This window comes from Bacillus nitratireducens, from assembly GCF_036320425.1.
In the GTDB taxonomy this organism is placed as follows: domain Bacteria; phylum Bacillota; class Bacilli; order Bacillales; family Bacillaceae_G; genus Bacillus_A; species Bacillus_A nitratireducens.
On the sequence record NZ_JAUMJO010000008.1, the window covers coordinates 53,485 to 79,173 of the forward strand.

Here is a 25,689-nt window from a genome sequence, read left to right on the forward strand (position 1 = left end):
ATAAACTCCTATTTAACTTTTAACTTTCAATAAGCCGTATTTAATAAACAATATGGCATTATATTTTTCATAGAGATAATACAATGGATAACAAAATAAGAAGAAAATAAGTACAGTTGGTACATCGTCTATAATAGAAAAATATTTTACTAGTAATTCCTTAATACTCTCTCCGATCATAATAAGCACTGGAATGATACAAATTGCCGCTAATATTAAACATGGTGTGATCCGCATTTCTTTTAATTTCACCTTACAGTGTGGACACCTGAATGAAAAAGGATGCGGGAGATCAATAATATGTTGCGTAGTAATATTCCCTTCACACTGTGGACATTCAATTATTTCTTTCATTTAACTCACTCCTTTCTATCCATAAAAAAGAGCCCTATCGAATAGAGCTCTTTTTTTGCCGAATATATTACTTTTGTGTCTAACTAAATAACAATGTAAATAAATTAAACTGTAAAGGCAACACTACATTTCTTCTTTTACAAAAAAAGTGTATAAATACCAACGATACTTCGACAATTTCCTCGGAAATATTTCTTTTCCCCACATAATTTGATACACTACATATGAACAGACACTTGTATTACATAAGCTAAAATAATAACTTACTGTACAAATTGAAAAGCACATTCTTCATATGAAGAATGTGCTTTTATGTTATTAACGTTTAATCCAAACAGCGCCTGCCGATTTATCCTCTGCCTGTCCGACAACTTGGAATTTAAGCCCAAGGTTTGGAACTTTTCTTCCCGCATCTGCAATTTGTTTGTTACTATATACTTTTGAATCATCAAACGTTGTAACACCTTGTAATCCAGTATAATTAAACTGTCCTCGTGTAAATGAATTTACACTCCATGAAGGTGTTTGATCAAATGAAAATGCAGCATCTGCAATTTGAATTCCAGTATTACCGTATGCTGGTTTCCCGCCTAAATTTCCAACAATTGCTTCTGGATGAGAATCTACAACACCAAGGAAGCCTTCACCTGGATGTAACCCAACCCAGTTATCTTTGAAACTATCATCTGCATACCAAACGACAAGACCTGTATTATACACCGGACCTTTTCCCGCTTTTAATCCATTATCTGATCCAGCATAGTTTCTCCACTCTAGATAATAATAATGGGGTTTCTGTTCTGTCCCATCAGAAACAACGAATCCATTTAACTTCATTTTAGACTGTCCTTCTGCGTCATCTGAAAATACTACTTGTCCATCAACTATTACATTTACATTATCCATTGCGAAACCTTTATATGTTAAAGCTGGATCTGTAATATAGTCGAATTGTAGTTTAACTTTCTTCCCTTTAAATTGACTTAAATCGTATGATTTATCAATCCATTTTCCATCTGTTGTATCTTTATCTTCTTGGACTATGTTTTCTCCCAATCTATCAATTAATGTTTTCGTTCCATCTTCAGTTACAGCATGTACTTCGATGAAATCACACTCTGCTTCTAGTTCATAATTCGCTTTATAATCAAATTTTGCATTTGTTCCTTTTGTTAAATCGAAGAATGGTGTTTCTAATGTCGTATGAATATCATCGCCTCTTGTACTATAGTATGCACGCTTTCCAAATCCAGGCTTAATTGTTTCAATACTCTTACCTGGTAAGTTGACACGTACAACACCTGGACGATTTGATTTCGTAACACTTTGATCAATATATGTAGGAACTCCTACACCACTCTTAATTTTATCGTAATCTACTTCTAAAATTTTCGCCCAGTTTCCACCCATATTCTTTTGTAAGAAATCTTTATTCTGTGGTGAAAAACTAGTTGGCTCTGTTCCTGCGATTTTTCCTGTCCAACTACCTCCACTCATTAATGACCAAGCTTCGACAGGTGATCCATTTCCAGTATAATTCGTATCATACTCATCTGGTAAACCAAGGTCATGTCCAAATTCGTGTGCAAACACACCTACTGCACCGTCTTCTGGTTCAATTGTGTAATCATGAGCCGCTACTTTTCCACCAAAGTAATCTACCTTTGATTTTGTACCTTCAATCGCTACTGGATCTCTTGCTAATTTTGAACGATGTGACCAAATCGCATCATCACCTAATTTACCGCCACCAGCTTCTTGACCAACACCAGCATGAATTACCATTAAATGATCAATTACACCGTCAGATTCATTTTGATTACCATCACCATTTGTATCATATCTGTCAAATTGATCAAATTGAGATAAATCTAGCCCTTTCTCAGCGGCTGCATGTAAAGCTTCCTTCACTAAATCGCGTGCGCCTTTTGGTCCTTTATTATCATGACCGCTACTACCATCAGCACCGTAATCAGCAGCTTTACCTGGAACAGTTAACCACTCTGTTACGTATCCGTCTGTCGTATAACTACCACCAGACTGTTCTTCATAATATTGCTTAAATGTTTTTACTTTCGAACCATCAAATAATGTGTAAGGCTCATTACCAAATAACATTTTTTGATAATGTTCTCTACTAAAATCTTTCGAGTACATATAGCCCGGTGTTTGCTCAATATTATTATGTTTATAATCACTAAACTCAACGAGTAACACTAACACTTTATCATTGCGGACAGGTCCATTATATGGAGCTTGTTTCGCCTTAGAAGTTGGAACTTTCCCATCTAATTGTTTTTTATTTGGCTCTGGCTTTTGATCAGGGCTAACATTTTTTTCAGCTTTCTTTACTTTCTCCTTTTCTTCCATCTTTTTTTCTTTTACCTTTTTTACGAAATCAGATGCTTCTTTAGTTGCATCATCTGGAAGAATTTCTTTATTTGCCTGATCCCCTTGCTTCTTTTCAATATATTGCTCTACAGCCTTTTTCGTCTCTTCTTTAGAAGAGGCTGGATTAATCGTTCCTCTTTCTTTCAGCGCTTCTGCTAAACGATCTTCTTGAATTAAATTGTGATCAATTGGCGTTGTAGACACACTTTCTTTTGCTGGCGTTTCTGCGTATGCTAACGGAGCACTCATTACAGCTGAGCATCCAATGAGTGTTGCGATCGTTAGTGATGACAACACTTTAAATGGCGCTTTTTTTCTCATCTTAATCATCCCCTTGTATCAATCTTAACTCCAGATAAAAATACGTAATCTATCCTCCCTTGTATAATAAAAGACATGATTCTATAAGAAATAAGCTTTCTGTTATAGAATCATGCCCTCCAGTTTTCTGGTCAGACCCTCTATCTTTTTATATCGAAATATAAAAAATAAAGAGTGATTTGTTATATATTAAATAGCTTATATTAAAAATTTAAAAGTCAATATGCACAATTGCATGAAAATTCTTTCAAACCAAAAAAAGAACCCAAGTTAATTAAACTTGGGTTCTCCATTTCATATTATTTCTCTTGTGTTTTTTCCCAATCAGCTAAGAATTTCTCAATTCCTTGATCTGTTAATGGGTGCTTCACTAATGAAGCGATTACGTTTGCTGGGATTGTCGCAATATGTGAACCGTTTAATGCTGCTTCTGTTACGTGAACACTGTGACGTACAGATGCTGCAATGATTTCTGTTTCAATGCCGTGAATTGCAAAGATTTCTGCGATTTGACGAATTAAGTCCATACCGTTATGACCGATATCATCTAGGCGACCTAAGAATGGTGAAACATATGTCGCACCAGCGCGAGCTGCAAGTAATGCTTGCACTGCTGAGAATACTAATGTAACGTTTGTACGAATTCCTAAATCTGAGAATGCTTTTACTGCTTTTAAGCCTTCTGTTGTCATTGGAACTTTTACAACAACGTTTGGAGCGATTTTTGCTAACTCTTTTCCTTCTTCAATCATTTTATCAGCTTCTAAGCTAATTACTTCTGCGCTTACAGGTCCTTCAATAAAGCTGCAAATTTCACGAATACGCTCATGGAAATCTACGCCTTCTTTTGCTACAAGTGATGGGTTTGTCGTTACTCCAGCTACTACACCTAATGCATTTGCCTCTTTAATTTCGTTAATGTTTGCTGTATCAATAAAAAATTTCATTTGTTATTCTTCCTTCCTAATTTTCATTTTATATTTATTTATTTTTTCTTAATAAGCTCTAATTCGATCGGAATAAATTTGTCCACTTTTTTACCTTGTGTTATCTCTTTCGCTGTTTCCATCGCCTTCTCTCCGATTAATTCCGGTTTTTGAGCGACTGTTGCTGCCATGCGCCCATCTTTAACCGCTTTTACAGCATCGTCTGTTGCATCAAATCCAACAACAACCACATCTGTTTTACCAGCAGATTTCAATGCCTCAAGTGCGCCCAATGCCATTTCATCGTTATGAGCAAACACTGCTTTTATATCGCTATTTGCTTGCAAAATATTTTCCATAACGGATAATCCTTTTGCACGATCGAAATCAGCTGCTTGTTTTGCTACTACTTTTAAAGACTTATCAGCTACGTTATGGAATCCTTTCCCACGCTCACGAGCAGCAGACGATCCAGGGATTCCTTCTAACTCAGCAACATTTGTTCCTTCACCAACTAACTCCCGAATGTAATCACTAGCCATTTGACCACCTTCGACATTGTTAGAAGCAATGTGAGAAACAACTTTACCCGAATTCGCAACTCGGTCTACTGTAATAACAGGAACATTAGCTGCATTAGCTGCACTTACCGCTGAAGCAACGGCATCTGAGTCAGTTGGATTAATAACAACTACATCGACACCTTTTTGAATTAAATCTTCAACATCGTTTGTTTGCTTCGCTGCATCATTTTGTGCATCAACAGCAATCAACTCAATGCCGCTTTCTTTCGCTTTCTTTTCTGCCCCTTTTTTCAAAGTGACGAAAAATGGATTGTTTAAAGTTGAAACAGAGAATCCAACTTTAATAGTTTTATTTCGACCTTTATCGCTAGAATCCTTTGCCCATTCTGGTGGTTCCATTGAACAACCAGCAGTAATGACCATAATACATGCAACGAGTATAAGTAACCATTTCTTCATGAACTGTCCCTCCATTACGCTTCTTTTCGACGATCAATTAATACAGCTAGTAAGATTACAAGTCCTTTTACAACTTGTTGGAAGAAAGAAGATACGCCTAATAAATTTAAACCGTTATTTAGTACACCGATAATAAGTACACCGATGAATGTACCAACAATCCAACCTCTTCCCCCAGAAAGACTTGTTCCACCTAATACAACTGCTGCAATTGCATCTAATTCGTAAGAAGTACCTGCAGTCGGCTGTGCAGAATCTAGTCGTGATGTTAAGACAATACCTGCAAGCGCTGCCAAAATTCCGGAAAGACCATAAATCATTACTTTAATTCTCGTAACATTAATACCTGATAATGCTGCTGCTTCTTCATTTCCACCAATTGCAAATGTACGGCGACCAAATGTCGTTTTCTTCAAAATGAAGTACAGTACTGCGAAAGCGACCATCATTGTAACAGCTGGTACCGGAATACCGAGAAAATAACCGCGGCCAAACATTTGGAACATTAAATGATCACCAAGACCAGTGATCGGACGTCCGTCCATATAAACAAGCGTCAACCCGCGAAAAATAGTCATTGTTGCTAAAGTTGCAATAAATGGGGCTACTTTTCCCTTCGCTATGATGATACCGTTTACAATTCCCATTACAAGACCAGCTAATAATCCAACTGCCATCGCAAGGAACGGGTCCATGCCACTTGCCATCATTCCAGCAACAAGTGCACTTGATAATGCTAAAATAGAACCTACCGATAAGTCAATACCCCCTGTTAAAATTACAAAGGTCATTCCGAATGCAATAAGCGCATTAATCGATACTTGGCGCAGTATATTAAATAAATTTGGAATCTCAATAAATGCCGGATTTAAAGCTGTAATTACGACGATAATTAATACTAAACCGATTAAAGAACCGAGTTGTTGTAATACATTCCCCTTCTTAGCCATCCTTACTCTCCCCCTGTAGCTAGTGCCATAATAGACTCTTGTGATGCCTCATCTTTCTCTAAAATGCCGCCGACTTTTCCTTCATGAATAACAAGAACGCGATCACTCATTCCTAAAACTTCTGGAAGCTCAGATGATACCATAATAACGGCATCTCCTTGCTCTGTAAGCTTATTCATAATAGAGTAAATTTCTTTTTTCGCCCCAACATCTACACCCCTTGTTGGCTCATCTAAAATGAGTAACTGCGGATGAATACCTAGCCATTTTGCAATTACAATCTTTTGCTGATTTCCACCAGAAAGAGATTTTACAGCTTGCTCTCCACTAGATGCTTTCACATTAAGTAGCTTCATCATATCCGCTGTAAACTGTTGTTCTAGTTCGTTACTAAGGACACTTCCCTTTGAAAGACTTTCTAAATTCGGTAAAGCTAAATTTTCTCGAATTGAGAAATCTAACACTAACCCTTCAGATTTTCTATCCTCTGTAATGAAAGCTACCCTTTGTCTAATCGCATCTATCGGACTATCAATTTTCACTTCTTGTCCATTCATAAAAATTTGTCCTGAATCGAGCGGTTCATATCCAAATATTGCTTTCATGATATCCGTACGACCGGCTCCCATCAAACCAGCAACACCAAGGATTTCACCTTTTCTAACTTGAAACGAAACATTTTCAAATTTTCCTTTTTTCGTTCCGTTACGCATTTCAAAAATCACTTCGCCAATTTGACTATTTCGCTCTGGGTAACGTTCACCAATACTGCGGCCCACCATCATACTCACTACTTCATCAAATGACGTTTCCGGAATTAATCTTTTCCCTACATATTCTCCATCACGCAAAATTGTAATAGCATCACATATTGAAAAAATTTCTTCCATCCGGTGTGAAATATAAACGAATGAAACGCCCTCTTTACGCAATTTATTAATAACAGTAAACAGCGTTTCAATCTCACGATCTGTTAGTGCTGCTGTAGGTTCGTCCATAATAATAACGCTCGCATTTGTCATTAATGCTTTCGCAATTTCGATAATTTGCTGTTGTCCAACCGATAATTCACCTGCTAGCATAGCGCCTTTTACATGTAACCCTAATTCCGCTAGTTGCTGCTGGGCAATCGCATTCATTTGACGCGAACGTAAAATACCTGTTTTCCCATACATTAACTCTTTACCGAGAAACATATTTTCAGCTACCGTTAAATTTGGTAATATGTTCAACTCTTGATGGATAAATGCAATACCATACTCTTCTGCTTCTTTCGCATTTTTAAAAGTTCGTTCTTGCCCATCAATCGTGACTGTTCCACTGTCTTTTTTATATACACCTGTTAAAATCTTCATGAGCGTCGATTTCCCCGCTCCATTTTCCCCCATCAATGCATGGACTTCTCCTGTTTCAATCGTAAACTGTGCGTTTTTTAGAACAGGATTACCACTGAACGCTTTTGAAATATTTTTCATTTCAATGTGCATTCTCATCACATCCCTTTATTAAAAAATCACGCCTGCATGTAAAATAACATTCGCATAAGGCGTTGCTTCTCCTGTACGAATAATCGCCTTCGCTCTCTTTGTATGCTCTTTAAATTCCTTATGAGACACATATTCAAATGCTGGCTCTATTAATCGCATCTCAACTTCTTTATTTACCACTTCATTATTCATAATAACTTCTTCTGCTAACGTCACTTTTTCAATTGCCATATCATCAGCAACAACTTGTAATACGTCTAAAAAACTAGGTTTTCCGAGTTCAACTGCTAAATCAATTCGTTTTACTCCATCAGGAATAGGTAACCCGCAATCAGCAATTACAATCGTATCTGTATGTCCAAGTGAAGCAAGGACTGCCGCGATTTCACTATTTAATACACCATGCTTTTTCATCCGACAATCACCTGCACTTCACGTACTCTATCTCTCGTCGGCATACCGCCCTGTGCCCCAAGTTTTGTTACAGAAAGACCACCAGCAATATTAGCAAAACGAATAGCCTTTTGAAGTGTTTCTCCTTCAGAAAGCGCAACTGCTAACGCGCCGTTAAATGTATCACCAGCTCCAGTTGTGTCTACTACATCTACAGCAATACTTGGAACTTGAACAACTTCCGTTCCGTTATGGAAACGAACACCATTAGACCCTTCTGTCATCAATAGCTTATTTGGATATTTAGCCAATAAATCTTCAATTGGTGATGTGAAATCATCTAATACAATGCGGCACTCATGCTCATTCGGCGTAATATAAGTCGCTTTTTCTAAAATATCTTCTGATAAGATTTGTGCTGGAGCCGGATTCAACATAACTGGAATTTTATGTTCCTCACAAATAGCCAGAACGTATTTTACTGTTTCAAGCGGAATCTCTAGTTGAAGAACAACCATATCTGCTTTTACAAGAAGGTCTTTTGAACGATCTACAATCGACTCATTTACAAGAGCATTTGCTCCTTGTACGACAACAATACTGTTATCCTCTTCTGCTAAAACGATATGAGCGATTCCTGTTGTTCTATCTGTAACCGGTACCACATAGTCGATAAAAACGCGTTCATTCTCTAAATTTCTTCTAACTACTGTCCCGTAATCATCACTTCCTACTGCACCAACCATCGCTACATTTGCTCCTAATCTAGCTGCAGCAACTGCTTGGTTGGCTCCTTTCCCACCTGGGATCGTATGAAACGCTTCACCAATTACTGTTTCTCCTGCTTTCGGCCGTATTTTTGAAACAGCCACTAAGTCCATTGAAATACTACCTACTACTGCAATATTTGGCATCTGTCTCATCTCCTTACTTCGTTGTATTTCGTTCTATAATTTCAATCGGTAAACGATAGTGTTTCTCTTCTAATGGATTTCCTTCCATCTGCTCTAACAACAGCTCTGTTGCAATTTTCCCCATTTCATAAATTGGCTGTGCAACAGTTGTAATAGATGGATACATCATTTCTGTTAAAGAAATCCCATCAAATCCGATAATTTGTAAATCGTCTGGAATAGAAATCCCCTTTTGAAGTGCAGCCTTTACAACGCCGATTGCAATTAAATCATTCCCAGCAACAATTCCATCAATATGCGGATATTCTTCCAATAATTCCACCGCAACCTGTTCACTATTAGCTGGATCGAATGTACTCTCTGCAATCATATAAGAAAGATTATTTTGCGTAATAACGTCTACAAAACCTTCAAAACGTTCATTAGCTGTGCTCACATCACGCGGTCCACGAATATGTGCAATATGTTTACACCCTTTGCTTATTAATAACTTTGTCGCCGCCTGACTCCCTGCATAGTTATCTGCATATACAGTAGGAATTCGCTCATTAAACATACGGTCAATCGCAACAACTGGAATAGACAAATTCATGTAATTAACACTATTTTGTGGATTCGTTGCCACAATAAACCCATCCACATTATTTTGTCTAAGCACATCAATGTATTGTTTCTCTTTTTCTAAATTTTCATCAGAGTTACAAAGGACAACTGTGTAACCTTGTTTATATGCTACATCTTCTACGGCACGTGCAACTTCTGGAAAGAATGGATTCACGATATTTGGAACAACTAAGCCAATTAAACGAGATTTTTTATTGTATAAAGAACGTGCTACTGTACTAGGTTTATAATCTAGCATTTCAATTGCTCGCTCTACTTTTTTTAATGTATCCTCATGAACATATCCATTTTTATTTAACACTCTGGAAACGGTCGCAACAGATACCCCTGCTAATTTTGCAACGTCTTTAATCGTACTCATTCTCTTTTCTCCTCATTTCATGTAACCGTTTACACAAAATAATATAACGCATTTATAAAAATACGTCAATCATTTCTCACTAAAAAGCTTTTAAGGTTATACTCAAAAAAGCATCGCCATAAGGCGATGCTTTTTCATTACGAATATGATACCGTTTGTTCTTTCTCTTCTACAGCAGGCTCTTCAGCACCTTTTTTACGGTCAGACAGTTTAATTTTCTGTAAGAAAATCGTAAAGATAGCACCTACTACGATAAATACCAATCCTGTTAAGAATACAGTATGAAGTGAGTCCACTAAAGAGCTTTTCAAAATTGGTACGATACTATTAGAAAATGCTTCTGGCATTTGTTTTAATGCCTCTGGACTAAATAGCATAGAATATAAACTTTGTGGATCTGTATGAATCATATCTTTAAATTTTGTTACCATTTGTCCCGCTTCTTTTGGGAATGTGTCTAATACAGGTACTAATTTATTTGTTAACGTTGTACCTGAAGTGTTATTCATAATTGATCCTAAAATTGTAATACCGAATGTTCCACCGATTTGACGGAAGAATTGACTTGATGATGTTACAACACCAAGATCTTTTTTCGGGAAGCTTTCTTGCAACGCTAATGTTAATATCGGCATAACAAGACCCATTCCTAAACCGATAACCATCATATAAGAAGTAGCGGTAAGCTTAGTTGTGTGCATATCCATCGTTGTTAATAACCAGAAACCACTAGCCATAATAAGCATCCCTGTAATAATTTGTGGTTTCACACCAATTTTTAATACAAGCTGACCACCGATAATACTCATAACAATCATTGTGATCATCATCGGTGTCATAATCGTTCCTGATTCAGCAGCACTTACGCCTACAATTCCTTGCATAAAGAACGGTACGAACATAATTGCTCCAAACATTCCGATACTCATAAAGAAACCGATCGCATTTAGTAGTGTAAATGTGCGGTTTTTAAAGAAGTGCATCGGTAAAATTGGTTCTTCAGCCTTCGTTTCAACGATAACAAAGCTAACAATACCAATTGCAGCTAGTGCAAATAACCCGATAATTTGCCAAGAACCCCATGCATAATCTTTCCCACCAAACGTTAACGCAAGTAATAAACTTACAACACCGAGAATCATCGTGAAGATTCCAGCGATATCAATTTTAATTGGTCCTGTTTGTTTATGTGCTTTTAATCCCATTGCAATAAAGATTGTCGCTAAAATACCAACTGGCAAGTTAATATAGAATACCCATCTCCAGTTCACTGCGTCTACAATCCAACCACCAACTTGTGGTCCAATTACAGAGGCAAGACCATATAGAGCTCCAAAAATACCTTGCCATTTCGCACGTTCTTTTCCCGTGAACATATCTCCGATAATAATCATAGCCATCGGCATCATAATACCGCCACCAAGACCCTGAATACCACGGAAAATAATTAATTCTGTCATACCGTTTGCCATACCACATAACGCTGAACCAACCATAAAGATAATTAATCCTGCTATATATACGTTACGACGCCCAAGTAAATCCGCTAATTTACCTGCAATCGGTACAACCGTTGTTGATGTTAACATATAAGCTGTTGTTAACCATGTCATTAAACTTAATCCGCCTAGTTCACCGACGATACGGGGCATTGCTGTACCAACGATCGTTCCGTCCAATGCAGCAAATAGCATTGCGATTACTAAACCGATTAACAACAACTTTCTATTCTGATTTTCTTGTTGCTCCATGTAATCTCCTCAATTCCTCTTAGTTTTTCTCTTTTTTCTCTTGTGTCCCGCAAATAATTGTTTCTAGCTTTTCAAAGAGACGTAACAAATCTTCCCTCTCTTGTAATTCTAAGTGTGAGAAGTATTTTGCAATATGCTCATTACGAGCCGCCATCGCTTCTTCTACTGTAGTTTTCCCCTTTTTCGTTAGCTCAATGATAACAACGCGGCGATCATTATCGTCGTGATAGCGCTCTACTAACCCATGATCAATTAAACGATCAATCATTACTGTAATCGCGCTCGGTTTCACGTACATTTTCTCCGCCAATTGTGTCGCTCTTGAAGCTCCATAATGATCTAAAATCTTTAAAATATAAAACTGCGGTGGTGTAAGTCCTGACGCTTGCATTTGTTCCAATAGCTCTGTTTGCATTTTCTTTCCTATAGCGAATGTAAGAGCTTGAATCTTATCAATATGAGTCATATCATTTGGCATGTTATCCACCTCTTATTTAAACAATAAAATATTTAACGTATTTAAATATTAATCCCACAAACAAATTACGTCAACAACTTTATTCATAAAAACGTTTACATTTTTGTCACAAAGTTGTATAATTTTCGTCGAAGTTAATATTGACAGTCACGGAGAATCGGAGTATACGGCTATGAATCATAAAAAAGGGGAACTTTTTTATATTTCATGGCCTTTTTGTATTCTCTCTGTCTTAAAACGCTTCCAATTAATTAGGGGAGGATTTTCATTTTATGTTTTTCACACAATTATTTAAACCTGCGCCCCACGCAGAACGCTTACCTACTGACCGTACTGATAGCGAATATCGTAAATTACGTTTACAAGTATTCTTAGGTATCTTCATCGGTTATGCGGGCTACTACTTTGTTCGAAAAAACTTTTCACTCGCAATGCCATACTTAATCGAACAAGGCTTTAGTAAAGGAGAACTTGGGGTTATCCTTTCAGCAGTATCAATCGCTTACGGATTAAGTAAATTTCTTATGGGTATCGTATCCGATCGTTGTAATCCTCGCTACTTTTTAGCAGCTGGGCTATTTTTATCAGGTATCATTAATATTATTTTCGGCTCATTTTCTTTCATTACAACGAGCATTATACTTATGTTTGTCCTTCAGTTTTTAAATGGATGGGTACAAGGTATGGGATGGCCTCCTTGTGGCCGTACGATGGTTCACTGGTTCTCGATTAGTGAACGTGGTACAAAAATGTCTATTTGGAACGTCGCTCATAATGTCGGTGGCGCGCTTATGCCTTCTCTCGTTACATTAGGCTTATATCTCTTTGCAAATGACTGGAAAAGTATATTTTACTTCCCAGGTATTCTTTCAATTTTAGTTGGGATTTATGTATTAATTACGATGAGAGACACACCTCAATCTTGCGGATTACCTTCTATTGAAGAATATACTGGGGAATATCCATCAGATGAAAAAGTAGCGGACCGTGAACGCGAGCTTTCGGTAAAGGAAATTTTATTTACATACGTATTAAACAATAAGTTTTTATGGTACATCGCTATCGCTAACGTTTTTGTTTATTTCGTTCGTTACGGCGTTGTAGACTGGGCTCCTACTTATTTAGTAGAAGAAAAAAGCTTTACTCATAGTAGCTCACGTACAGCTTATGCTCTATATGAATGGGCTGGTATTCCAGGTACACTTCTTTGCGGATGGATGAGTGATAAACTGTTTAAAGGGCGCCGCGCACCTGCTGGTATTCTATTTATGGTCGGTGTATTCATTGCCGTTCTCGTTTACTGGCTAAACCCTGCCGGTCACCCAATCATTGATAGTATCGCACTTGTTTCCATTGGATTTTTAATTTATGGACCTGTTATGTTAATCGGCCTACACGCACTAGACTTAGCACCAAAAAAAGCTGCTGGAACTGCCGCTGGTTTAACCGGGTTCTTCGGTTATCTAGGCGGAGCTACTTTTGCTAGCGCAGCTATGGGCTTTATTGTAGATGGATTCGGATGGGACGGCGGATTCATTTTACTCCTTGCTTCTTGTGTGCTTGCAATGTTCTTCCTTGCTCTTACTTTAAATACAGGATCTGCAAAACCAAAACAAGCTTAAACACTAATATTATACTTACAAAAAAAAGAGAGACAGTTCTTTCCAGAACGCCTCTCTTTTTTCTACATATAGTACTTTTTTTTTACAAATAATTTATCAATCCAATCCATAATTATTAGCGTCTTAAAAGGGTTTTCATCCTTATATTACTGCATCTCATCTCTATATAAAAAGATTTTTGAATATTTACCCTTGTCAAACATTGTCATTTTATATTAAAATAACAACAACATACTAAATATTTAGTCTTTTCAGAAAAGATGGAGGGATAGCCATGAAGAATCCACTTCTTCGCATTGAAAACTTACAGACTTCCTTTCGCATACAAGATCAATACCATGCAGCAGTTGATAACGTTTCGTTAACTGTCCATGAAAATGAAATTGTCGCGATAGTTGGTGAATCAGGTTGCGGAAAAAGTGCACTTGCCCTTTCCATTATGCGACTGCATAATGAAGCAAATACAAAATTACAAGGGCAACTTTACTATAGAGATAAGGATTTACTTACTATGTCGACCGCAGAAATGAATAAAGTACGCGGATCAAACATCGGTATGATTTTCCAGGAACCTCTTACAGCACTCGATCCTCTTATGACAGTTGGAAAACAAATCGAAGAAAACTTAGACTACCACACAGACCTTTCGAAAGCAGAAAAGAAAGAACGCACCTTAGAACTACTCCATCAAGTTGGTATTCCAAAACCAGAACTTACATATAAACAATACCCTCACGAATTATCTGGCGGAATGAGACAAAGAATTGTTATCGCGATTGCGATTGCTTGTAACCCAGCACTCATTATTGCGGATGAGCCAACAACGGCTCTTGACGTAACCATCCAAGCACAAATTTTAGACTTACTAAAATCTATTCAAGAACAAACGAAAATGGGCATCATTTTAATTACACATGATTTAAGCGTTGTTGCCGAAACAGCTGATCGTATTGTCGTTATGTATGCAGGACAAGTTGTAGAAACAGGGACAGTAGAAGAGATTTTTAATAACCCTCTTCACCCATATACTCGTTCTCTATTAAACTCAATTCCATCTGCGTATGCTGAAAAAGAAAAATTGCATGTAATTCAAGGCGTAGTTCCTTCGTTAGCGAAGCTTCCTCGCACAGGTTGCCGATTCCAAGCCCGAATCCCGTGGGTTAGACCTGATCAACATGAGGAAAATCCTGTTTTACATGAAGTAAAACCAGACCATTGGGTACGTTGTACTTGCTATAAGCACTTCAACTTCCAACATAAGAAAGGAGATGACGTAACTCATGGCACTGCTTAAAGTAGAAGATTTAAAAGTACACTTTCCAATTAAAGGTGGTGTTTTCGGTCGTACATTAGATTACGTTCGCGCTGTTGATGGCGTAAGCTTCGAACTACAACCTGGCGAAACATATGGAATCGTTGGGGAATCTGGGAGCGGCAAATCAACAACTGGAAAAGCAATTATGCACTTAACGAAAGCAACAGGCGGTAGCATTCATTTTAATAATAGAGATTTAACAAAATTAAGCCGCTCAGAACTAAGAGAACAACGAAAAGATATTCAGATGATTTTTCAAGATCCTTATTCATCCTTAAACCCGAAGAAACGTGTTATGGATATTATCGCTGAACCACTTCGAAATTTTGAGAAACTCTCACCTGATGAAGAGCGTAGAGCTGTTCAAGATTATCTTGATAAAGTTGGCTTAAATCCAGAGTCTATTTATAAATACCCACATGAATTTTCCGGTGGACAAAGACAGCGGATTGGTATTGCACGCGCACTTACATTAAAACCGAAGCTTATTATCGCAGATGAACCTGTATCTGCACTTGACGTGTCGGTACAAGCTCAAGTTTTAAACTTCTTACAAGATTTACAATCTGAACTCGGATTAACATATTTATTTATTAGTCACGACTTAGGTGTAATTCGCCATATGTGTGACCGTATCGGTGTTATGTATCGCGGACGCATTGTGGAAGAAGCAACTAGTGCTGAAATTTATAATAATCCACAGCACATCTATACGAAGCGTCTAATATCAGCTATTCCTGATATTCGTCCAGAAAACCGCGAGCAACAACGTAAATTGCGTCGTGAGGTAAGCGCTGAGTATGAGAAATCCTACGAAAATTATTTCAATGAAAATGGACGTGCTTACGATTTAAAACCAATCTCGCCAACTCACCGGGTGGCATTACCTTAAGGGAGTGATAAAACATGTGGAAATTTATATTACGCCGGGTTTTAGTTATGATACCGCAATTATTCATATTAAGCGTACTCGTCTTTACACTGGCTAAGGCAATGCCAGGTGATGCATTAAGTGGCGCTGAACTAGCAAATCCAAAAGCCGATCCAAAAGTGATTGAAGAACAACGTGAAAAACTAGGTTTAAACGATCCTATTCCCACTCAATATGTAAGGTGGATTTCAAATGCCGTGCAAGGGGATTTCGGTATTTCTTACGCACATAAAATACAAGTAACAGATATTATTGGGGAACGTCTTGGCAATACAATACTGTTAGCTCTTTTTATTCTTATTCTTACTTACTTAATTGCTATTCCACTTGGAGTTATAAGTGGACGTTGGAATGATACGTGGGCTGATCGATTTATTACACTATATAACTTTTTAGGATTCGGTACACCACTGTTTATTTTCGGATTAGTAATGTTATTCTTATTCGGCTTTTTATATCCAATTTTCCCTACGAGTGGTAGCGTTGACCCACAAGTTGCAACCGGATCATTTGATTACTATTTAAGTAAATTAAATCATATGATTTTACCAGCTTTATCTGGGGCATTAATTGGAACTGTAGGAACTGTCCAATATTTACGAAGTGAAATTATCGATACGAAACATAAAGATTTTGTACGCACGGTAAAGGCAAAAGGTGTACCAGAATCTAAAGTATATTCCAGACATATTTTACGAAATTCATTTTTACCAATCGCAGCATTTTTAGGATATGAAATTACAGGTTTAGTTGGGGGCTCTATTATTCTAGAAAATATTTTCGGCTACCCAGGAATTGGACAACTATTTTTCCAATCTATCACTCAACGTGATTTCAGTGTCGTAACTGCTCTTGTATTATTTACTGGATTCGCAACGCTACTCGGGACTCTTCTTTCCGATATTATTCTAAGCATCGTTGATCCACGTATTCGTATTGATTAATGGAGGTGAAGAAACGTTATGTTAGCAAATCCTGAAAAACAAACTGAAGTCATTCATTACGAAAAGAGCCCTTCTGGTTTCTCCATTATGTGGCGAGAATTTCGTAAAGATAAACTAGCAATGTTTTCTCTATTCTTTTTAGCTTTAATATTAATAGCCGTTTACGCAACTTCATTTATTATGAAGCAAGAAGATATCGTCCGAGTCGATCTGTTCGCCATTTATGATCCTCCTTCTGCTGAACATTGGTTAGGAACTGATTATGGAGGTCGCGATATTTTCGGACAATTAATTATTGGTACACGTAACTCCTTTACAGTTGGTTTAGCTATCACTCTTTTATCAACCCTTATCGGTCTTACGATGGGACTAATTGCTGGCTATTTTGGAGGAGTTGTCGATAACATCATTATGCGTTTTATCGACTTTATGATGATTTTACCATTCTTAATGATTGTTATCGTGTTTATCTCACTCGTTCCAACTTTCAATATTACGACATTTATTCTCATAATGACCGCTTTCTTATGGGTCGGAAAAGCAAGGCTGATACGTTCTAAAGTATTGACTGAGAAAGAACTTGATTACGTATCTGCATCAAAAACGTTAGGAACACCAAATTGGAAAATAATCTTCCAGCAAATATTACCTAATTTAAGTTCTATTATCATCGTAAATATTACATTAAATCTTGCTGGTAACATCGGAATTGAATCTAGTTTAACTTACTTAGGCTTCGGTCTACCAGAGAGCACACCAAGTCTTGGTACACTTGTAAGTTACGCAACTAACCCAGATGTATTGCAAGAAAAGTGGTGGATTTGGTTACCCGCATCAATCATGATTTTAGTGTTGATGCTGTGTATAAATTTTATTGGTCAAGCGTTAAAGCGTGCGGCTGATGCGAGACAAAGAAAAGGATAAGGGGTGGAGAAGTTATGAACAAACCAAAACTGTACAAAGTATTAAGTACACTTGCTGCTTCAACATTATTACTATCTGCATGTGGGGGTGCTGATAGCGGTAGTAAAAAAGCAAACACAAAAAAAGTAGAAACAAATAAATTTAGTGCTGCTGTAAAAAATGATGGTAAAGAAATTAAAGACGGATCATTAACTTATGGACTCGTTTCAAATTCACCTTTCTCTGGTGTTTTAAGTAGAGTATTGTATGAAGTTGCTCCAGATTCAGAAATTATGGATTTCTTTGATGAACAATTATTAGCTACAGATAAAAACTGGGAAATTACAAATGAAGGTGCTGCAACTTATACAATTTCTGAAGATAAAAAAACAATTACAATTAAAATTAAAGATAATGTAAAATGGCATGATGGTAACCCTTTAACGGCTGAGGATTTAGAATATTCTTACTTAATTATCGGTAATAGTAAATATACAGGTATTCGTTACGATACACAAATGCAAATGATTGAAGGTATGGAAGAATATCACACTGGAAAAGCTGACAAAATTTCTGGTATTAAAGTAGTCGATCCAAAAACAATTTCCATTACTTATAAAGAAGTAAACCCTTCACTGAAAACTGGTATTTGGACATATCCTACACCTAAAAAATATTTAGGTGATGTACCAATTGAAAAACTAGCTGAATCAGATAAAATCCGTCAAAATCCAATTGGATTCGGTCCATTTAAAGTGAAGAAAATCGTTCCTGGTGAATCAGTTGAGTATGAGCGCTTTGATGATTACTGGGGTGGCAAACCTAAGCTAAAAAATGTAACATTAAAAGTTGTAAATCCATCTATTGTTAATGCATCTCTGAAAAAAGGTGATATTGATATTGCATCAATTACTGCTGATCAATATCCGAACGTAAGTAAATTAAAAAACACACAACTAATTGGTAAAACTGACCTTGCTTACACTTATATCGGATTTAAGTTCGGACATATGGACAAAGCAAAGAATGAAGCTGTAATGGATAACGATAAGTTCAAAGACGTTCGTTTACGTCAAGCGATGGCATATGCAATTGATAGAGAAAAATTAGGAGAAAAAGTATATCACGGACTTCGTGTTCCAGCTAACTCTCCAATTCCACCATCTATGCCAAAGTACCATAATAACAGTGTTGGCGCATATAACTTAGATGTAGATAAAGCGAAAAAACTATTAGATGAAGCTGGCTATAAAGACAAGAATGGTGATGGATTCCGTGAGGATCCAAAAGGTAATGAATTTAAAATTAACTTCCTAGCTAGTAACGGTAGTGAGACAAGTGAACCACTTGCAAAATTCTATATTCAATCTTGGAAAGATATCGGCTTAAAAGTAGAACTTCTTGATGGACGCTTACACGAATTTAATGCTATGCGTGATATGATTAAAAAAGATGATCCGAAGGTTGATATTTTCTCTGGTGCTTGGAATACTGGCTCTGACCCTGACCTTTCTGGCCTATGGGGCAAAAATGCCGGATTCAACTACCAGCGCTGGGTAAATGATGAAAATACGAAGTTATTAGACGCAGGATTATCAGAAAAAGCTACTGATGAAAAATATCGTAAAGAAATATACGATAAATGGCAAAAATTAATTCATGACGAAGCACCGATGATTCCAATTCATTATACATTTGATTTAACAGGTGTTAATAAGCGTGTAAAAAATTATGATGTCAACGCTGAAGTAAATCAAATAACTTCACATTGGAAAGACGTTACTGTAACAAGTGAGAAGCCAGAAGTAGAAAAATAATCATAAAAATAGCTCTTAGCATCTACATACATGCTAAGAGCTATTTTTTATTTACAATCCTTTTCTTACTATTTATAACAACCAATTCCTTCCCTACTATAAAATCAAAAAATTTGATGAATCATCTTTATTAAAACAGCTAACGTAACAGATCCAGCAAATCCCCCTAAACAAACAAGACCCACACCTTGGCTATATGATAAATTTTGGAATGCTTTCATCTTTTTCATCCTCCCTATCTCCCCTTTGATACTCTTATTTTACCAATGGAATAATTTTCATAACATCGATTTCACTGACAACTAACTTACAAAATTGTAAGTTAACAAATTCCCTTTAAACTTATATATCTAGTATGTCCACACTCTCCTCCTTTATGCATCAAAAAAGACCTCGAATTATATCAAGGTCCTGCTTACACTACATAATATCTCACTCAACTTATTTTATCCCGCTATTCGCCGGGCAGTAAGACCCCCACTGATTAAAGTTTCACTTTATAATCATCACCGGGCATTTCACACGCTTTGCTATTTTATGACTTACACTACCAAGTACCATTTCTTGCAGTGTATTTAATCCTCTACTTCCAGCAATAACAAGGTCTATATCTCCTGTATTTACATATTGAACAATCGTATCCCCTGGATCACCATGTAGAATCGTAATTTTGTAGGAAATGTTCTCTTTCTTTAATAAACCCTCAATCTCTTTTAATTTATCTTTTCGACTAGCTGATATTGTTTCTAAATCCGTTTGTCCTTGTATAATATCTGATTTTGCCGTTCTATTATCTACTACGTACACAACTTCAACATGTGTTTCTTCGTTAAATTTCGCAATATATGTTGCATGCTCAGCTGCTCGAAGTGCATGTTCAGAACCGTCACATGCTAATATAATTTGTTTGTACATATGCTGAATCCCCTTTTCGTTATCCTACCCGTATTATATAATAAAGCCCCCTAAAAAGGAGGCTTCTAACTAGCAATTCTCTTATTATAGGTAGCTAAATTTGAAACAATCTTCGAGCTTCGTTCATTTAACCCTGTAATCCTTACCTTCACACCGCTTTGTTCATACTTCATTATAACTTTATCAATTACTGCTACTGCTGAATCATCCCATACGTGTGCGTGAGTAAAATTCAGTTCAATTTCTTTCGCATCTTCATTATATGAAAAAGCATTTATAAACTCTGCCGTAGATGCGAAGAATAGCTGGCCGTGAATTTCGTATATTTTCTTATTTTCAATATACGAATGTTTCACGTGAATCTTTGCCATATTGAATGCAAATAAAACCGCGCTAATTACTGTTCCGATAATTACACCTAATGCTAAATTATGTGTAATTAGGACAATCACAACTGTTACGATCATAACAAATGCATTTCCTTTTGGTACTTTATGAATCGTTGTTACAGAGTTCCAATCAAATGTTCCAATTGAAACCATAATCATAACTGCAACTAATGCTGCCATTGGAATATGAACGACATAGTCACCTAAAACGAATAGTAATACGATTAAAAATCCGCCCGCTACAAATGTTGATAAACGACCTCGTCCACCTGATTTAATATTAATAACAGATTGTCCAATCATTGCACAGCCTGCCATTCCTCCGAAGAAACCAGTGACAATGTTTGCAATACCTTGACCACGTGCTTCTTTATGTTTATTACTATCCGTATGCGTCATATCATCTAAAACTGAAGCTGTTAATAATGACTCTAGTAAACCGATAATTGCAAGCATAATTGCGTACGGTAAAATAATCCCTAATGTCTCAAGTGTAAACGGTACATTAGGAATGCTAAAGAACGGTAATTCTTTCGGTAAACTTCCCATATCCCCTACTGTTTTCAACTGTAATCCGCTCATAAGTGCAATACTTGTCACAATAACAATAGAAATAAGTGTAGACGGTACAGCCGTCGTAATACGTGGAAATACATATATAATTACAAGTCCTAATGCGACAAGTGCATACATTTGCCAAGTTGCATTTTTAAAATGCGGCAATTGCGCTGTAAAAACTAAAATGCCAAGTGAATTTAAAAAACCACTCATAACAGATTTAGGTACAAATTTCATAAATGAGCTCAGTTTGAACACGCCAAAAATAATTTGGACAATACCGGTTAATATTGTTGTAGCAAATAAATATTGCAAACCATGATCCTTAACGAGCGTTACCATTAATAATGCCATTGCACCTGTTGCAGCTGAAATCATCCCAGTTCTTCCGCCAACAAATGAAATGGTAACCGCAATACAAAAAGCAGCGTATAACCCAACGGTCGGATCCACGCCTGCAATAACAGAGAAGGCGATTGCCTCAGGAATTAACGCTAAAGCAACGACAATTCCTGATAGCACATCCCCTTTCACGTTGGAGAACCAGTCATTTTTTATCGTTTGAAACAAAATACCACTCCTCTACTCTTTTATCCCGCTATTTGCCAGGCAGTAAGAACCCCACCTCAAAATTCAGCGAAAGCAAAGAAGTTAGGTGGGGATCAACTGCCCATAAAAGCCCGATTGGTGAAGGCTAATAATCAGTGGGGGATGAACAAAACCCCCACTGATTAAAGTTTCACTTTATCATTTGATTTTCTCCATAAGAAAATCTAAGCCGACTGCACGAAGGCTATTATATAACGAGTAGAGATATTTTTGCTATGTAAAAGTTTCCTAAAGAAAAAGACGCTACCTTGGCAGCGCCTTTGCTCATTTTATTAATGTCCACCGTGCCCTTGACCACTTTCTTGCACAATCTCTAACCTCTCATCCAATATACCTTGTGTCTCAAATGAAATATCACTCGTACTTCCTAATAAGAAGCCGTGGTTATACGGTCCAAGTGTCGGGTCATCTTTAAACTTCGGTTGAATACTAGCAAGGAAGTCATACACTGGTTGTGAAGCTTTACCTTCTTCTAACAATACAACAGGTGCGTGTTTACCCATATGTGAAAAAGGTGCTCCCGCAACTGCTAAGTCTGGTGTTTTACTTGAAACAAATGACAAACCGTGCCCTGGTTTTGTGAACCCCCAGCCAAATTTCGTTTTTTCATCTTTAAACTTCGCAAACGCAATCGAATTTTCTGTTGGAGTCTCTCCGCTAATACGGGTCACTTTTCCATATTTATTTAACTCTTTTTCTACTGCTTTTGAAATGATTTTTTCTGGTCCTAACACATATATATTTGCCTTATCTTTTCTCATTTTTAATGCCTCTATCGTCGCTTCTGGCACCGTTTCTTTTTCTGTATATAAAAGCGGTTCTGGCATATGAGAAATCCAATTTACAGCTGGTGTTGTATATAAGCGTCCTTCTTCTTCCGATGAACCAATAATAACGCTATTTGGATAATCCCCTGTTATATCGGCATATTCTTTATCAACATCTTTAGCAAATGTAGCTGGATCCGTTTCTTTTATTTGCTTTACTTTATATTCTTTTAATTGCTCTAGGCTAGATGCCCCTACATCCCCCATCACCATAATTTGCGTTCCATCTTTTGTTCCGAGAGGATTTAATCGTTTTATTTCTTTTAACGTCATTTCGGGTACTTTTTCTTTTTCTATAAATAAAATCGGCCCGTTATTCGGATGATGAATAAGATCCGCACTTGCAATACCTAATTGCCACTCGTTCACTGGCACTAAAATAATAGCGCCTGGCTGATTCTCTTTATGCGTTGCTGGCCATATCGTTTGCGAAGTTAATATTGCCATTTGCAGAGGATCATTTGTATTTAATCTCGTTACATTTTTTAAACTTGTCGTTAATAAATCATTCGATGCACCTTGATTCATTTCTTTCGGCGCAGTTACCTCCTGATTCATTTTCATTTCCTTTTGCTCTGTTTTCTTCTCTTCTGTAGATTCATGGTTTTTATGATCTGTATTCGTTTGTCCGCATGCCGCAAGACCGACTGCTGCAATTATTGTTATCCCCAAAATTCGGGTCATCTTTTTCACTATATCGCCCCCATAATTGTTTTCGAATCAATCTTATTACCTAAAATGGAATTTCAACTTTACGATAACAAGCAATTCTGAAGAAATTATGCAGATGCATGATAATCTGCACCATTTCTTCATGATTTTGACTTACAATTTAAATAATAACTACAAATGCGGAGGTACTCTATGATTGATATACTACTCGTAGACGATGAACCGAGAATGCTTGAATTATTAACACTTTATCTTACTCCAATCGGATATAACTGCGTATGTGCAGTGTCCGGAGAAGAAGCTATTTCACATATAGAAAATCGAAATTTCAAATTTGTTTTACTCGATATTATGATGCCAAAGATGGATGGATGGGAAACGTGCAAAAGAATTCGATCATTTAGTAACGTTCCTATCATTATGGTAACTGCCCGTGATCAAAAGGTAGATGTCATCCAAGGGTTAAAACTTGGAGCAGATGATTACGTGACGAAACCTTTCCATGAAGAGGAGCTTTTCGCAAGAATTGAAGCTGTTTTAAGACGAACGAATCAACGTACGCAAATCCAATATCACGGCATTTTATGGGATGAGGCCAAGCATTTCGTTTCTGTCTATAATGAAGAACTTCTTCTCACTCCAATCGAATTCTCTTTACTCGGATTATTTTTACGTCATGTGAACTACGTATTAAGCCGTGATCAGCTTATTGAACGAATTTGGGGGTTAAATACAAATACAGAAGATAGAACAGTCGATTCACATATTCGTAATTTACGTGACAAATTACGAAAAGTAAATTTCCCCATTGATCACCATTTAAAAACTGTTTACGGAGTAGGATATCGATGGATTGATATTGAAAACTAAGGAGCAAAACGATGAAGCGAATTTCTCTTCAACTCGGATTTTATTTTCTGATTGTTACACTTTTAATCGAAAGTGTTCTATTTGTCTTGCTCTATTATAGCCTTGTAAACAATAGAGTAAATGAAGAAATGACAGCTTTATTAAAGCGCGGAAATAGTCACCGAGATGTCCTTGAAAAGTATTTTGATAGACAAACAATCTCCCATGTTGCTTTAATGGAATCCGAAGCTGAAACAACTGTTATTATTACAAATGCAAATAAGGAAGTGCTAGCAAAATCCAATGAAATAAATACTACTATAAAAAAACATATTGAAAGCATGCAAACACGAACAGGTCATGATGGAGCAATTATAGAGAATCATTGGAAAACATCTAATTATATATGTACAGTTAGTCCAATTGTAGTGGCAGGAAAAACGGAAGGCTATGTATATATGTTTCTCGGGACGGAATCAATCGAAGAAATGGTTAACGGGCTAACAAGACAATTCATTATCGCCGGAGTCATTACTTTCCTATTAACAGCTATCACCATTTTTCTATTGTCACGTTTATTAACAAAACCATTGTTACACATGAAACAAGCGACTGAAAAAATGAGTAAGGGGGATTTATCAGTTTCATTAACGACTACTCGAAATGACGAAATTGGTGAACTAGCAGACTCTATCCAAACTCTCGCAAATGATTTACATTATATGAAAACTGAAAGAAGTGAATTTCTAGCAAGTGTTGCTCATGAATTAAGAACACCTTTAACGTACGTAAGAGGTTATGCTGACATTGCATTAAAAGAAAGTACACCTCCTGAGCAGCGTTTACGATACTTATCCATTATAAAAGACGAATCTGATTATATTACAAACTTAGTTCAAGATTTATTTTCACTTGCTCAAATGGAAAAACATAACTTTTTCATTCACGTACAGGAAGTGCATTTACACCCCTTCCTTACTCGCATAACCGAAAAGGTAAACGCAATGTATAAGGAAAGACACGTTACAGTTTCTTTCACTTGTCCTCCTTCACTGTTAGTAAACTTGGATGAACAGCGATTCGAACAAGTTGTAGTGAACATTTTAAATAACGCTTATAGGCATTCAAAAGAACATTCTCATATCAATATTTCTGTTACAGAAGAAGATAAACATATTTCCATCAAAATTGAGGATGAGGGAGAAGGTATTCCCCCAGAAGACCTCCCTCACATTTTCGACCGCTTTTATCGTGTTGATAAAGCTAGATCACGAGCTACAGGCGGAACCGGTTTAGGGCTATCTATCGTAAAGGAAATTGTGGAGCTACATGGCGGAAATATTACTGTCACAAGTGAAGTTGATCACGGGTCTTGCTTTACAATTTCATTGCCATCTATATAAAA

23 protein-coding genes are annotated in these 25,689 nt (G+C 36.8%); 8 read left to right on the plus strand and 15 right to left on the minus strand.

All coding sequences use genetic code 11. From position 1 onward, the window contains the following. Positions 1-12 precede the first annotated feature (12 nt). From Q3V31_RS24690 to Q3V31_RS24740, 11 genes are all read right to left on the minus strand, one after another. Complete coding sequence (locus tag Q3V31_RS24690) at positions 13-354, minus strand: hypothetical protein (RefSeq protein ID WP_000658670.1); 342 nt, start codon at positions 352-354, stop codon at positions 13-15. A gap of 318 nt (positions 355-672) precedes the next feature. Continuing rightward, positions 673-3,066: a M6 family metalloprotease immune inhibitor InhA2 gene (inhA2, locus tag Q3V31_RS24695; protein ID WP_016128689.1), complete on the minus strand. Its 2,394-nt coding sequence runs from the start codon at positions 3,064-3,066 to the stop codon at positions 673-675. A 299-nt stretch (positions 3,067-3,365) separates the two neighbouring features. Next, positions 3,366-4,013, minus strand: coding sequence for a fructose-6-phosphate aldolase (gene fsa / locus Q3V31_RS24700; protein ID WP_000667669.1), 648 nt, complete (start codon positions 4,011-4,013; stop codon positions 3,366-3,368). 38 nt (positions 4,014-4,051) lie between these two features. Next, the gene (gene rbsB, locus Q3V31_RS24705) at positions 4,052-4,975 is read right to left on the minus strand and encodes a ribose ABC transporter substrate-binding protein RbsB (RefSeq protein ID WP_000758991.1); all 924 of its coding nucleotides are present in this window, start codon (positions 4,973-4,975) and stop codon (positions 4,052-4,054) included. A gap of 14 nt (positions 4,976-4,989) precedes the next feature. Further along, complete coding sequence (locus tag Q3V31_RS24710) at positions 4,990-5,925, minus strand: ABC transporter permease subunit (RefSeq protein WP_001074645.1); 936 nt, start codon at positions 5,923-5,925, stop codon at positions 4,990-4,992. A 2-nt stretch (positions 5,926-5,927) separates the two neighbouring features. Continuing rightward, the gene (gene rbsA / locus Q3V31_RS24715) at positions 5,928-7,412 is read right to left on the minus strand and encodes a ribose ABC transporter ATP-binding protein RbsA (protein WP_000546785.1); all 1,485 of its coding nucleotides are present in this window, start codon (positions 7,410-7,412) and stop codon (positions 5,928-5,930) included. Between the two features lie 18 nt (positions 7,413-7,430). Next, the gene (gene rbsD / locus Q3V31_RS24720; RefSeq protein ID WP_000716142.1) at positions 7,431-7,826 is read right to left on the minus strand and encodes a D-ribose pyranase; all 396 of its coding nucleotides are present in this window, start codon (positions 7,824-7,826) and stop codon (positions 7,431-7,433) included. Further along, on the minus strand, positions 7,823-8,719 hold the full coding sequence (rbsK, locus tag Q3V31_RS24725; protein WP_001132837.1) for a ribokinase: 897 nt from the start codon (positions 8,717-8,719) through the stop codon (positions 7,823-7,825). Before rbsK ends, rbsD begins: the two co-directional genes overlap by 4 nt. A 13-nt stretch (positions 8,720-8,732) precedes the next feature. Further along, positions 8,733-9,704 carry a ribose operon transcriptional repressor RbsR gene (gene rbsR, locus Q3V31_RS24730; protein WP_016128688.1) on the minus strand — a complete coding sequence of 324 codons (972 nt, stop codon included), beginning with the start codon at positions 9,702-9,704 and terminating at the stop codon, positions 8,733-8,735. Positions 9,705-9,841: 137 nt separating this feature from the next. Further along, positions 9,842-11,455, minus strand: coding sequence for an MDR family MFS transporter (locus tag Q3V31_RS24735; protein ID WP_000437651.1), 1,614 nt, complete (start codon positions 11,453-11,455; stop codon positions 9,842-9,844). 19 nt (positions 11,456-11,474) lie between these two features. Continuing rightward, positions 11,475-11,933 (minus strand): MarR family winged helix-turn-helix transcriptional regulator, encoded by a 459-nt coding sequence (locus Q3V31_RS24740; protein ID WP_001132371.1) that lies wholly within the window; start codon positions 11,931-11,933, stop codon positions 11,475-11,477. A gap of 272 nt (positions 11,934-12,205) precedes the next feature. Between Q3V31_RS24740 and glpT the strand changes: the two genes are divergently transcribed. The 6 genes from glpT to opp4A all read left to right on the plus strand — a co-directional run bounded on the left by glpT (position 12,206) and on the right by opp4A (position 19,465). Next, on the plus strand, positions 12,206-13,555 hold the full coding sequence (gene glpT, locus Q3V31_RS24745; RefSeq protein ID WP_000466394.1) for a glycerol-3-phosphate transporter: 1,350 nt from the start codon (positions 12,206-12,208) through the stop codon (positions 13,553-13,555). A gap of 274 nt (positions 13,556-13,829) precedes the next feature. Continuing rightward, entirely contained in the window at positions 13,830-14,849 is a 1,020-nt protein-coding gene (locus tag Q3V31_RS24750) for an ABC transporter ATP-binding protein (RefSeq protein WP_000795386.1), read from the plus strand. After that, on the plus strand, positions 14,836-15,762 hold the full coding sequence (locus Q3V31_RS24755; RefSeq protein WP_001196379.1) for an ABC transporter ATP-binding protein: 927 nt from the start codon (positions 14,836-14,838) through the stop codon (positions 15,760-15,762). Before Q3V31_RS24750 ends, Q3V31_RS24755 begins: the two co-directional genes overlap by 14 nt. 14 nt (positions 15,763-15,776) lie before the next feature. Beyond that, the gene (gene opp4B, locus Q3V31_RS24760) at positions 15,777-16,745 is read left to right on the plus strand and encodes an oligopeptide ABC transporter permease (protein WP_000265451.1); all 969 of its coding nucleotides are present in this window, start codon (positions 15,777-15,779) and stop codon (positions 16,743-16,745) included. 18 nt (positions 16,746-16,763) lie between these two features. Further along, positions 16,764-17,669: an ABC transporter permease gene (locus Q3V31_RS24765; RefSeq protein ID WP_000880731.1), complete on the plus strand. Its 906-nt coding sequence runs from the start codon at positions 16,764-16,766 to the stop codon at positions 17,667-17,669. 14 nt (positions 17,670-17,683) lie between these two features. Then, on the plus strand, positions 17,684-19,465 hold the full coding sequence (opp4A, locus tag Q3V31_RS24770; RefSeq protein WP_016128687.1) for an oligopeptide ABC transporter substrate-binding protein: 1,782 nt from the start codon (positions 17,684-17,686) through the stop codon (positions 19,463-19,465). A 104-nt stretch (positions 19,466-19,569) separates the two neighbouring features. Here the strand turns inward: opp4A and Q3V31_RS24775 are convergent, their stop codons facing one another. The 4 genes from Q3V31_RS24775 to Q3V31_RS24790 form a co-directional block, all read right to left on the minus strand. Then, positions 19,570-19,695 carry a DUF4027 family protein gene (locus Q3V31_RS24775; protein ID WP_000738296.1) on the minus strand — a complete coding sequence of 42 codons (126 nt, stop codon included), beginning with the start codon at positions 19,693-19,695 and terminating at the stop codon, positions 19,570-19,572. Positions 19,696-19,957: 262 nt separating this feature from the next. After that, positions 19,958-20,380 carry a universal stress protein gene (locus Q3V31_RS24780; RefSeq protein WP_000278004.1) on the minus strand — a complete coding sequence of 141 codons (423 nt, stop codon included), beginning with the start codon at positions 20,378-20,380 and terminating at the stop codon, positions 19,958-19,960. Between the two features lie 65 nt (positions 20,381-20,445). Continuing rightward, positions 20,446-21,897, minus strand: a complete 1,452-nt coding sequence (locus Q3V31_RS24785; RefSeq protein WP_016128686.1) for a SulP family inorganic anion transporter — start codon at positions 21,895-21,897, stop codon at positions 20,446-20,448. A 311-nt stretch (positions 21,898-22,208) separates the two neighbouring features. Then, the gene (locus Q3V31_RS24790) at positions 22,209-23,456 is read right to left on the minus strand and encodes a cell wall-binding repeat-containing protein (RefSeq protein ID WP_000738889.1); all 1,248 of its coding nucleotides are present in this window, start codon (positions 23,454-23,456) and stop codon (positions 22,209-22,211) included. A 171-nt stretch (positions 23,457-23,627) separates the two neighbouring features. Between Q3V31_RS24790 and Q3V31_RS24795 the strand changes: the two genes are divergently transcribed. Both Q3V31_RS24795 and Q3V31_RS24800 read left to right on the plus strand, forming a co-directional pair. Continuing rightward, the gene (locus Q3V31_RS24795; RefSeq protein WP_000565488.1) at positions 23,628-24,305 is read left to right on the plus strand and encodes a response regulator transcription factor; all 678 of its coding nucleotides are present in this window, start codon (positions 23,628-23,630) and stop codon (positions 24,303-24,305) included. An 11-nt stretch (positions 24,306-24,316) separates the two neighbouring features. Next, on the plus strand, positions 24,317-25,687 hold the full coding sequence (locus Q3V31_RS24800; RefSeq protein WP_000822675.1) for a sensor histidine kinase: 1,371 nt from the start codon (positions 24,317-24,319) through the stop codon (positions 25,685-25,687). Positions 25,688-25,689: the final 2 nt, after the last annotated feature.

Excerpts from the sequence above, each read along its gene's own strand:
- Q3V31_RS24690 (WP_000658670.1), bottom strand. The coding sequence starts at position 354 with ATGAAAGAAATAATTGAATGTCCACAGTGTGAAGGGAATATTACTACG.
- inhA2 (WP_016128689.1), bottom strand. The coding sequence starts at position 3,066 with ATGAGAAAAAAAGCGCCATTTAAAGTGTTGTCATCACTAACGATCGCA.
- fsa (WP_000667669.1), bottom strand. The coding sequence starts at position 4,013 with ATGAAATTTTTTATTGATACAGCAAACATTAACGAAATTAAAGAGGCA.
- rbsB (WP_000758991.1), bottom strand. The coding sequence starts at position 4,975 with ATGAAGAAATGGTTACTTATACTCGTTGCATGTATTATGGTCATTACT.
- Q3V31_RS24710 (WP_001074645.1), bottom strand. The coding sequence starts at position 5,925 with ATGGCTAAGAAGGGGAATGTATTACAACAACTCGGTTCTTTAATCGGT.
- rbsA (WP_000546785.1), bottom strand. The coding sequence starts at position 7,412 with ATGCACATTGAAATGAAAAATATTTCAAAAGCGTTCAGTGGTAATCCT.
- rbsD (WP_000716142.1), bottom strand. The coding sequence starts at position 7,826 with ATGAAAAAGCATGGTGTATTAAATAGTGAAATCGCGGCAGTCCTTGCT.
- rbsK (WP_001132837.1), bottom strand. The coding sequence starts at position 8,719 with ATGCCAAATATTGCAGTAGTAGGTAGTATTTCAATGGACTTAGTGGCT.
- rbsR (WP_016128688.1), bottom strand. The coding sequence starts at position 9,704 with ATGAGTACGATTAAAGACGTTGCAAAATTAGCAGGGGTATCTGTTGCG.
- Q3V31_RS24735 (WP_000437651.1), bottom strand. The coding sequence starts at position 11,455 with ATGGAGCAACAAGAAAATCAGAATAGAAAGTTGTTGTTAATCGGTTTA.
- Q3V31_RS24740 (WP_001132371.1), bottom strand. The coding sequence starts at position 11,933 with ATGCCAAATGATATGACTCATATTGATAAGATTCAAGCTCTTACATTC.
- glpT (WP_000466394.1), top strand. The coding sequence starts at position 12,206 with ATGTTTTTCACACAATTATTTAAACCTGCGCCCCACGCAGAACGCTTA.
- Q3V31_RS24750 (WP_000795386.1), top strand. The coding sequence starts at position 13,830 with ATGAAGAATCCACTTCTTCGCATTGAAAACTTACAGACTTCCTTTCGC.
- Q3V31_RS24755 (WP_001196379.1), top strand. The coding sequence starts at position 14,836 with ATGGCACTGCTTAAAGTAGAAGATTTAAAAGTACACTTTCCAATTAAA.
- opp4B (WP_000265451.1), top strand. The coding sequence starts at position 15,777 with ATGTGGAAATTTATATTACGCCGGGTTTTAGTTATGATACCGCAATTA.
- Q3V31_RS24765 (WP_000880731.1), top strand. The coding sequence starts at position 16,764 with ATGTTAGCAAATCCTGAAAAACAAACTGAAGTCATTCATTACGAAAAG.
- opp4A (WP_016128687.1), top strand. The coding sequence starts at position 17,684 with ATGAACAAACCAAAACTGTACAAAGTATTAAGTACACTTGCTGCTTCA.
- Q3V31_RS24775 (WP_000738296.1), bottom strand. The coding sequence starts at position 19,695 with ATGAAAAAGATGAAAGCATTCCAAAATTTATCATATAGCCAAGGTGTG.
- Q3V31_RS24780 (WP_000278004.1), bottom strand. The coding sequence starts at position 20,380 with ATGTACAAACAAATTATATTAGCATGTGACGGTTCTGAACATGCACTT.
- Q3V31_RS24795 (WP_000565488.1), top strand. The coding sequence starts at position 23,628 with ATGATTGATATACTACTCGTAGACGATGAACCGAGAATGCTTGAATTA.
- Q3V31_RS24800 (WP_000822675.1), top strand. The coding sequence starts at position 24,317 with ATGAAGCGAATTTCTCTTCAACTCGGATTTTATTTTCTGATTGTTACA.